This is a genomic window from Caulobacter sp. 1776 (assembly GCF_040545685.1).
Lineage (GTDB): Bacteria > Pseudomonadota > Alphaproteobacteria > Caulobacterales > Caulobacteraceae > Caulobacter.
On record NZ_JBEPMI010000008.1, the window covers coordinates 364,017 to 373,549 of the forward strand.

Annotated in this window: 10 protein-coding genes; 9 read left to right on the top strand and 1 reads right to left on the bottom strand. The window is 65.1% G+C overall.

Annotated elements, in window-relative coordinates; all coding sequences use genetic code 11:
- Positions 1-211 precede the first annotated feature (211 nt).
- The 9 genes from ABIC66_RS22345 (at position 212) to ABIC66_RS22385 (ending at position 9,266) form a co-directional block, all read left to right on the top strand.
- Complete coding sequence (locus tag ABIC66_RS22345) at positions 212-613, top strand: hypothetical protein (RefSeq protein WP_354073252.1); 402 nt, start codon at positions 212-214, stop codon at positions 611-613.
- A 193-nt stretch (positions 614-806) separates the two neighbouring features.
- Positions 807-950 (top strand): hypothetical protein, encoded by a 144-nt coding sequence (locus ABIC66_RS22350; RefSeq protein ID WP_354073254.1) that lies wholly within the window; start codon positions 807-809, stop codon positions 948-950.
- A 61-nt stretch (positions 951-1,011) separates the two neighbouring features.
- Positions 1,012-1,977, top strand: a complete 966-nt coding sequence (locus ABIC66_RS22355) for a hypothetical protein (protein ID WP_354073256.1) — start codon at positions 1,012-1,014, stop codon at positions 1,975-1,977.
- A gap of 1 nt (position 1,978) precedes the next feature.
- Positions 1,979-2,905, top strand: a complete 927-nt coding sequence (locus tag ABIC66_RS22360) for a hypothetical protein (RefSeq protein ID WP_354073257.1) — start codon at positions 1,979-1,981, stop codon at positions 2,903-2,905.
- Positions 2,906-2,976: 71 nt separating this feature from the next.
- Entirely contained in the window at positions 2,977-4,119 is a 1,143-nt protein-coding gene (locus ABIC66_RS22365; RefSeq protein WP_354073259.1) for an efflux RND transporter periplasmic adaptor subunit, read from the top strand.
- Between the two features lie 20 nt (positions 4,120-4,139).
- Positions 4,140-6,053: an ABC transporter permease gene (locus ABIC66_RS22370; RefSeq protein WP_354073260.1), complete on the top strand. Its 1,914-nt coding sequence runs from the start codon at positions 4,140-4,142 to the stop codon at positions 6,051-6,053.
- Positions 6,054-6,061: 8 nt separating this feature from the next.
- Positions 6,062-6,997, top strand: a complete 936-nt coding sequence (locus ABIC66_RS22375) for a hypothetical protein (protein WP_354073262.1) — start codon at positions 6,062-6,064, stop codon at positions 6,995-6,997.
- 48 nt (positions 6,998-7,045) lie between these two features.
- Positions 7,046-8,785 (top strand): membrane protein insertase YidC, encoded by a 1,740-nt coding sequence (gene yidC / locus ABIC66_RS22380; RefSeq protein ID WP_354073264.1) that lies wholly within the window; start codon positions 7,046-7,048, stop codon positions 8,783-8,785.
- A gap of 121 nt (positions 8,786-8,906) precedes the next feature.
- Positions 8,907-9,266: a hypothetical protein gene (locus ABIC66_RS22385; RefSeq protein ID WP_354073280.1), complete on the top strand. Its 360-nt coding sequence runs from the start codon at positions 8,907-8,909 to the stop codon at positions 9,264-9,266.
- 165 nt (positions 9,267-9,431) lie between these two features.
- Here the strand turns inward: ABIC66_RS22385 and ABIC66_RS22390 are convergent.
- Positions 9,432-9,533, bottom strand: a 102-nt coding sequence (locus tag ABIC66_RS22390) for an EF-Tu C-terminal domain-related protein (RefSeq protein ID WP_197054995.1), incomplete at its 5' end; no start/stop codon positions are given.

Below are 9,533 nucleotides of genomic sequence, written 5' to 3' on the forward strand. Positions count from 1 at the left end.
AGGTCGCCCTGCGCCACGAGCTGCCGTTGGCGGGTCAGGGCCGCGCGCGCAAGGGCGAGCCCACCGAGCGTGAGACCCCCTCGGCAGTGGCTCGCCCCGCCCGGCGGCTCACCCTGAAATCGCGCACCCAAAAACCGGGGCTCGCCCGCCCATTTTCCTATTGCGAGAATTCCGACCCCATACTATCGATGGTGGTATCGCGGGGGCGTAGATGTTGTATTTCGCGGCTGCTGGAATCGGTATCATCGCGCTCGTGACGCAACGTCCCGGGGGTTATCTGTGGCGCATGCTGGTCGACGCCCCAGCGCGGTTTCTCAATCGATTTACTTGGCGCCATGCGCTCACGATCGCCATCGCCTTGGCGCTCGGCGAAGTTTTCATCAAGCTCGCGGTTCCTCAGCTGGCGGTTGTCCTGGCGATCGACATCGTTGGTCTGATCGATGTGCTGGTCGCGGCCGTCGTGGTGGCGAGGTTGTTGCCAGGATGGCGAAATTTCGTCGCCAGCCTCAAGGCTCGCCGCATCCGGGCGGATGATCGCGAGACGCGTGAAGACCAAGACAGTAGCCCCGATCGAAGGCCGCCGCTTTCGGGCATCGCGCGAAGTCTTTCCTAGGCTCCGACACCTTCCCACTTTTTGTGTGGACCTGATTGTTCCAGCCAAGCGGCTCGGCACACGACCAATTGCGCGCAATGTGCTCGACTTAAAATTGTTTTCATAATAAATCGATTTCTAGTTGCATTTCCCTGGAGACAATGTTTGGTAGTGAGGCTCGATTCCCGAGCAATTCGAAACATTGGGGTGAGTAATGGCTAATCAAGCTACATTCTCGATCGACGAAATACCAGATCTCGATGTGAACATCGGCATCGCCGATGGGGGCTGCAAGGGTCGAGTTCTCGACCTTATCGCGATCGCGGACGCCGTCTTCGTTGTGATTTTCGTGCTCTAAACGGCCCGGGGGCCTAGCCAGGCGCCTGGCTAGGCCTTGGCAGTACTTAATCGGGGGAATTATGCGGCAAGTCATTACTCTGGCCGAAGCCAGGACCGCCACGGCTGGCCGAGCCGCCCTGGCACACGAATTCGTCGGTTCGCCGCAGGTTCAATATCTCAATGAAAAGCTTAAACACGCGACCGGAAGGCTCGATGTTCTGGAGATCATCGAACCGATCATCGCCGATCTGAGCTGGGTCAAGGCGCGGCTCGCGCACTGGATGGACCGCATCGTCGAGGACGAATTGGGCCTTTCCCCTGGCGGCACCACGACCATCGCCAGCGATGGCCTACGCCCCAAGAGCGGTTTCATCCTGTACTATAACCCGCTGCTGCGGGTGACGGTCGAGACGCTCCACGCCCGAGCATACAGGCGTGAAGCTGAAAGCCTCGATCTGACGCCGTCCCGCGTCGTGCAGTTTTCCGGCGGTGACACGGTAACGGCGATCCTGGCCGGCTCGGCCGAGCTGGACGTCTGGGAATGCGATGAGCTGACCGAGGATAGTGAGCTTTCCGGGATCATTCCCGTCAGGAAGGCCACGTCGTTCACGGCGACCGCAGCGTCGTCGCCGTTCAAGATCGACGGCCGACGCCAGTCCTATCAATTGGCCAGCTTCTCCGACGCGCTGTGCATCATCAACTTCACGGTGACAACCGACACCCTGCCCTGCACTGTCGCCGTGGACACGGAGACGGGCGCAGTTCGGGAGGTGGCGCCGGTCCATCGGCGCGACGCGCGCATGCTGATCCTGTCCTCGGCCCTGCGCCAGATGGGCGTCCAAGACCGCGAAGCCGCGCTTTCGGCGAACCTGCGCCACCCGAGTTTCTTTGTCCGTTCCCAGGTGGTTCGGGAGATGATCGCGCTCAAGGGCGTGGGCTTCCTGCCGGAACTCCGAACGCTCCTAGGCGTGGAGACCAATCCCGTCGCCAAGCGTGCTCTGGCGCGCTCCGTCGATTTCCTTGAACAACACACGGGGGCTAACTGAGATGGTCCGCATCGTCGAAGACAAAACCGGTTGGCGCTCGGATCCGATCTCGGTGGAAGAGTTTGTGGCGCTGTTCAAGGATATGGACATTCCACCCCAGGACGAGGACGCCATGTTGTCGGCCGCGCCGTTGCTGCACCGGCTGAACAACAACAAGACCTTCCTGGGCGAGATGATCCTGGAGGAGATGCTGCAGGATGTTCGATCGCAGGAAGGGTCGGCCTATTCGGCTCAGGTGGTGATGCTGGCGACCATCTCCTCGGATTTTTTCGTGCGCGCCAACTTCTGGCCGGCGCAGGAGGACGAGGTTGTCAAGAAGACCGGCTCGGCGCTCTTCGCCTACGGTCAGCCGCACGATCACAACTTCTCCTTCCTGACCTCAGGGTATTTCGGGCCAGGCTATGAGAGCGATTACTACGTCTACGATCGCGACGCCTACGAAGGCTATATCGGCGAAACGGTGGAGCTGACATTTACCCAGACCTCGTTCCTGAGCGAGGGCAAGATCCAGCTCTATCGTGCGCACAAGGACGTGCACGTCCAAAAGCCGCCCAAGTCCCTGTCGGTCTCGCTCAACATCATGGATTCGTCGCCCAGCTTTCGGGATCAATTCCTGTTCTCCAACGACCTGAAAAGTATCGAGCGGGTGGCGGGGATCGCGGCGGCCTGGCCGACGCTCGACGCAGCGGCGGCGATGCTGGGCGAAGAGGCCGTGGCGCCGCTGCTGCATGTCGCCGCTCGCCATCGCGATCCCAGCACCCGGTTCCATGCCCTGAAGGCGGCCGCCAATGTCCTCGACGAGGCCGGCGCCGCCAAGGTCATGGAGGTCGGGATCAATTCCGAAAGCAAAATGGTCGCGGCCTGGTCGCGTCGATACGTCGATTGGCTCGCCGGCGAAAAAGTCGTCGCCTTGGCCCGCGAATTCTGACCCGCAAAAAGCCTCGTCCGCTATGCGCGGACGGGCGCTTGATCTGTTGCGCCGCGATCTGGACTAGTCCCGTGCTTCGTCGTCTTGCCGTTCCGGCCCTTATTCTTGTCCTTGCCGCCTGCGCTAAGCGGGAGGGCGCGACAGCAGACGATCGCTACCTGACCTCGGAGGTCTCCGCGGGACCGATCGAGAGCAGCGTTCTGGCGACGGGCGTGCTGCAGCCCAGGGCCGTGGTCGCCGTCGGCGCCCAGGTCACCGGCCAGGTGCAACAGCTCAATGTGGAGCTCGGCCAAAACGTGAAGGCCGGGCAGTTGATCGCCGTGATCGAACCGGCGACACAGAAGGCGACCCTGCAAAACGCGCAGGCCAGTGTCAGCGCCCAGGCCGCGCGGGTGGCGCTGGCCGAAGCGACCCTGGCCAAGGCGCGGCTGGACCTGAGCCGCCAGCGCCAGCTGGCCGACCGGGGCTTTGCCTCGCCAGCGGCCGTCGATGCAACTCAGGCCACCGTCGACATTGATATCGCGGCCAGGAATCAAGAAATCGCGATCCTGCAGGGCGCGCGGGTCGGCGTCGGCCGGGCTCAGGTCGACCTAGCCCGCACCCAGATCACCGCGCCCATCGACGGCGTCGTCGCCGCCGTCCTGGTCAAGACCGGTCAGACGGTGAACGCCGCCCTATCGGCGCCGGTGCTGGTCCGCATCGCCGCCGCCGACACCATGACCGTGAAGGTCCAGGTTTCTGAAGCCGACATTGGCCGGATCAGGCCGGGGATGGTGGCCAGCTTCACGGTCCTCGGCCAGCCGGGACGGCGCTATTCGGGCGCGTTGCGCGGGATTGAACCCGCGCCAGAAGGCGCCAACGAGATGCTGCTGGCCCCGGCCAACCAGCCCGTCTACTACGACGCGCTCTTCGACGTCGCCAACCCGGACGGGCTCTTGCGGCCGTCGATGACCGCCCAGGTCCGCATTCCCACGGGCGACAAGCGATCGGTCGTTCGCGTGGCCACCGCCGCCCTCGGCCAGCCTGACACCCACGGAGCCTACACGGTGAAGGTGCTCGACAAGGCAGGGCGCATCGCGCCGCGCCAGGTCCGGATCGGCGTGCGGGGCGATGTCGACAGTGAGGTTCTTTCGGGGTTGGCGCCCCACGACAAGGTCGTGCTCGGCGACGCCTGGGACGCTCGCACCGCGCCGGTCACCAAGGGCGAGCACTGATGTCAGGCGTTCGACTACAGTTGGTCGATGTCTGGAAAACCTACGCCGGCGGCGGCGAGCCGCTGCACGCACTCAAGAGTGTCGACCTAACCATCGAGCCGGGTGAAATGGTCGCGATCATCGGCGCTTCGGGCTCGGGGAAGTCGACCCTGATGAATGTGCTCGGATGCCTCGATCGCCCGACACGGGGGCATTTTCTCGTCGATGGTCAGGACACCGACACCCTGTCGGCCGACGAGATCGCAAGGCTTCGGCGCGAGCATTTCGGCTTCGTATTCCAACGCTACCAGCTGCTTTCCGACCTAGACGCCCGGGGCAATGTCGAGACGCCTGCAATCTATACGGGCATGCCTTCGGCCGAGCGTCGGAGCCGGGCGGAGGCGTTGCTCGCGACCTTCGGGCTGTCCGAGCGGAGCGGCCATAAGCCCGCCGAGCTGTCGGGCGGTCAGCAGCAGCGCGTTAGCATCGCGCGCGCCTTGATGAACGGCGGCGAGGTGCTGTTCGCCGATGAGCCGACCGGCGCTCTGGACAGCCGTAGCGGCGCGGAGCTGATTGGGGTCCTGCAGTCGCTCAACGCCAGCGGCAAAACCGTCGTCGTCGTCACGCACGACCCCAATGTCGCCGCGCACGCCGATCGGATCATCGAGTTACGTGATGGCGTGGTGGTTTCCGATACCGTTAACGCCCGCCGGCGCGCCCAGCCAATCGCGCTGCCGCCGTCGCCCATCGCCCGCTTGACGGGCCGCGTTTTGGGACCCGTCGAGACGTTGCGTCTCGCGATCGCGTCTCTGCTGGCCCACCGCTTGCGCACCGGCCTGACGATGCTGGGCATTGTCATCGGTATTGCCTCGGTGGTCTCGGTCTTCGCGTTGATCGGCGGCGCCAAGACCGTGATCTTGACGGGCGTGGGGGCCATGGGCGCCGATACGGTTCGCATCGCGCCGGGCCGAGGGCTGGGCGACGCCAGGGCAGGCGGCCAGGTGCTGAGCCCACAGGATCTCGCCGCCGTCGCCGCCCAGCCCTTCGTCGACAGCGTCACCCCCACCGCGGTGGCCAACGCCTTGGTAAAGACGCGGGCGACGAGCAGTTTGGCGACGGTGTTTGGGGTCAACGCCGCTTACTTCCGCGTGCAGAACATCAAGCTTGCGCGTGGCCGGGGCCTGGTCGAGAGCGGCGACCAGCAGGAAGCGGTGATCGACGCGGCGAGCGCCAATCGCCTGTTCGGGACGCAGGACCCCCTCGGTCAGATCCTGCTGGTGGGGCCGGCGCCCTTCCGCGTGGTCGGTGTGGTCGAGGCCTCGGGCGGCTTGAGTTCGGCGCTGCAAGGCGACCGTCTTCAGGTCTGGCTTCCCTACGACGGCCTCAATACCCGGGTCGCGCGTCAGGCGGGCATCGCCCAGATCGTGGCGCGGCTGCGCCCCAGCGTGGCCAGCGGCGGCGCTGTGAAGGCCCTGACCGAGACCCTGCGGCGAACGCGCGGGCAACAGGACTTCTTTGTGCTATCCAGCGACACGCTCCGACAACAGATCGACCACGTCGCGCTGGTCTTCTCCGTGCTTCTGGGAGCGATCGGCGGCATCTCCCTGGTTGTGGGCGGCGTCGGGGTGATGAACACTATGTTGGTCACGGTGTCCGAAAGGACGCGCGAGATCGGCGTGCGGCGGGCCGTCGGTGCCCGCCGGCGTGACATCCAGGCCCAGTTCATTCTCGAAGCCGTGCTGGTTTGCTTGACCGGCGGCGTGGCAGGCGTGGCCCTGTCAATGATCCTGGGTGCGCTTTTCGAAACGGCCAAGCCCGACTTTCATCTCGTCTACGCGCCTGGCGCGATCGCAGCGGCGCTGGGCGCGGCGACGATCACGGGCGTCATCTTTGGCTGGCTCCCCGCCCGCCGCGCCGCGGGCCTGGACCCGGTCAAGGCGCTCGCCGCCGATTGAGGATCCTCATGAACAGCATCGTCTCCACGACCCGTTGGACCCTGGCCCTTCTTGGCCATCGGCGCCTGCTGATTCTGGTCGTTTTGGCTCTGGGCTTGACGATGGCGCTGCAGGTGGCGCTAGCTGTACTGATGGCCGGGGAAAGCCTCCCGGCGCTTCATGCCGCGCGGTCGCTCGGTCTCGCCGCCGATCCGGCCGCGCTCGTGACCCTCAGCGCCAAGGTCGCGCCGTATCGCTTCGCCAGCTTCGTGCTGAATCTGAGCGTGACCACGCTGCTTCTCTGCGCGGCCTATCGGGCGGCGCTAGGACTGGACGGTGGTGCGCCTGGCGTGCGGATCTCGCCCGACGAGGCCCGCCTGCTGGGCGCGAACTTGGCGACGGGCGCGCTCTGCCTGGCGGTCTACTTCGTCGCCGTCGTGATCTGCACTTTAACCGCGACGGCGACCCTTGGTCTGGGCGGGCTGCGTTTGCTTGTCACAGGCCAGGTCAGTGATCCAGGACGGGTCTGGCCCGTCGCGGTGGCGGCCCTGTTGGCGGCGGTCGTATGCGCTTACGTCTGGTCGGGTTTCCTGCTGAGCGGCGTGCGCACCATTCAGACTGGTCGCGTGGCGGTCTTCTCCGCGTGGCCGCTGATGAAAGGCCAGCGCGTGGTGGCGATCCTGTCCGGCCTGGTCCTAGCAGGCCCGTTGGTGCTGGCGGCCGCGCTGGTCGCCCCCTGGGCGACCGGACAGAGTGGACTCGCCGCGCTCGGCGACATGTTCTCCCTGGCGTTCGTCGACACTACTCGGTGGAGCGCGGCCTTCGCCGTCAACACGGTGCTGGTGATCAGCGGTCTGTCGCTCCTGAAGGCCATCGGCCTGGTGCTGGGAGTCGGTGTCGCGGCCGCCGTCAACGACCGCGTTGAGGGATTGGCGCCGCAAGCGTCGCGCGATCTCGGCGTCTAGCGTCGGCGAACCTCTTTATCCGTGCACGCTCAACGATAGGCGATGGCAATGCTGGGAAAGACCGGTGGTCGGATCGCGACGGGGCTCATCCTTGCCCTGCTGCTTCTCTTGCTCTGTAAGGCGGTGTTGGTCTCGACGAGCCCGCGTTGGGAGCCAGCGCCACGGCGCGCCGTCGGCGAGGTCGGCGTTGAGCGTATCCCTGTCCAGACGCCCTATTTCACGGGGTCAGTGCGGCTGGCCGGCGCTCGCTTGGATGATCTGCGCCTGCTTAGCTACCCGGAGGCGCTGGGATCGAAGCGCGGCGCGCCGATCGCGCGTCCTGGCGAGGCGTTCCTCGCCTTCGGATGGGTCAGTCCAAGCGGCGCCGAAGTCGTATCGGCCGACGCGCCCTGGCGTCGCGTCGGCGGGGGCGATTTGAGCGTGGGGCGGCCTCTCCACCTGACACTGCGCCTGCCTGGTCTGGAGATCGACAGGCTCATTGCCGTCGACGAACAGGCCATGTTCACCGTCGCCGACACGGTCCGCAATGTCGGCGCCAGCCCGTTGCGGCTGATCCCCTACGGCATGGTCCAGCAGGCACGGCCGGTCGGTGCGGTCCGTGCGCCCCTGGAGCGCGCGGGCGCCGTCGGGGCGTCCAAGGCGACCAGCGTTCGTGGCGATTTCGCGCGCCGGAAGCAGCACGGGGTTGAGGGGTTTAAGGGACAGGGCGGCTGGGCGGGTGTTTCGGAACGCTACTGGCTATCGGCGATCGTCCCGATGCAGGACCAAGCCGTCTCGGTCACCTATCACCACGTCGCGATCGCCGGCGACGATCTCTACCAAGTCCGCGTCGCGGGTGCGCCGATGGAAATCCGGCCAGGCGCGCAAGCGCATTGGGCCGCCAACGGCTTCGTCGGCCCCCAATCGGTGCGTCTGCTGCAACAGTATCAGCGCGGCGTGGTTGCACCGCACGGCGCCGGCCTTGGTGTTCGCGGCGCCGGCCCAATCCCCCGTTTCGACAGCGCCATCGATTGGGGCCCTTTCCCCTTCCTCGCCCGCCCGATGTTGCACCTGCTCGACCTGTTCAGCGGCCTCGGCCTCAGCTTTGGTTCGGCGATCGTGCTGTTGACGCTGGTGGTCAAGGTCTGTGTGGCGCCGCTTTCCATAGCCGCTTACGCCTCCGCGGCCCGGATGAAGAAATTGCTTCCGGAGCTGCAGACTATCCGGGACCGGTTCGACAACGACCGCGCGCAACGCGCGTACGAAACGATGGCGCTCTATAGGGCCCATCGCGTGCGTCCGTTACTGGGCCTTCTACCGATCCTGGCGCAGATCCCGATCTTCTATTCGCTCTACAAGGTGTTGGCGGCGGCGGTCGGCATGCGCCAAGCCGAGTTCCTGGGTTGGGTCCCCGACTTGTCGCAGCGCGACCCGACGACGCTGTTCAATCTCTTCGGCTTCCTGCCGCTAGATCCGGCGCATGCGCCGCTCGTCGGAGGACTTATGGGGGGGGTGCTGCACATCGGCGCCTGGCCGGTGCTTTATGGCTTATCGGTCTGGCTGACGAACGCCATGAACCCGCCGGCTTTCGACAAGGCCCAGCGCCACCTGCTGGTGCTCGTGCCGCTGCTATTGACGATCGCTCTGGCCCAGATGCCCGTCGGCCTGGTCATCTACTGGGTCGTCAACAATTGCGTCGCGATCCTCCAACAGCATCTCGTGCTTCGCCACTATGGGATCCAAACGCCCGTCTCTAGGATCTTGCGACGGCGCGGGAGTGTCCCTGTCGCCGTCGCCAGCGGCACATAGGTGAGAGGGCGCTAGCTGCGTTGTGGGGCGATTGGTCCCAACGGCGGAGATCTGGCGAAATGCCAAAGTCAGAAAACCACCCATTGCGGACATGACCATCGATCCATGGCGTAGCTTCACGATGTTCGGATGGTTGAAGAAGTGGATGGCCAGAGGCAAGCCGCCTTCTTGGACGGTCACGGTCGTCGATGGCGTGATCGCGATCAACGATGGTCAGGGCGCCGAACGCATGGTCTTGGTGAAAGCGTTACGGCGGATCGTCGTCGCCACAGACGACAGTGGATCTTGGGACGCGGACGCCGTGTTCCTGCTTTACTCCGAAGCGGTAGCGCCGACGGGCATCTTTCCGTTGCAAGCGAATGGGGTTCAAGATTTTGTCGCCTGGTTAAAGGCGTTGCCCGGCTATCATGGCCGCGAGCTTGCGAGGGCAATGTCCTCCACCAAGGCCGCTAGGTTCATCATCCACGAAGCACCGGCCTAGGTCCGCTCGCTCCTCTTCGCGGACGCCCCAAAGCAAAAGGCCCCGGAGTTTCCTCCGGGGCCTTCGCATGTCTCAGCCGAAGCTCAGAAAGTCGAGATTACTCGACGATCTTGGCCCACCAGAAGCGCTAGCGCTTCTGGTCACCAAACACTGTCGTGAAAATCGTTATTCAACGATTTTCGCGACGACGCCGGCGCCGACGGTGCGGCCGCCTTCGCGGATGGCGAAGCGCAGGCCTTGGTCCATGGCGATCGGGGTGATCAGCTC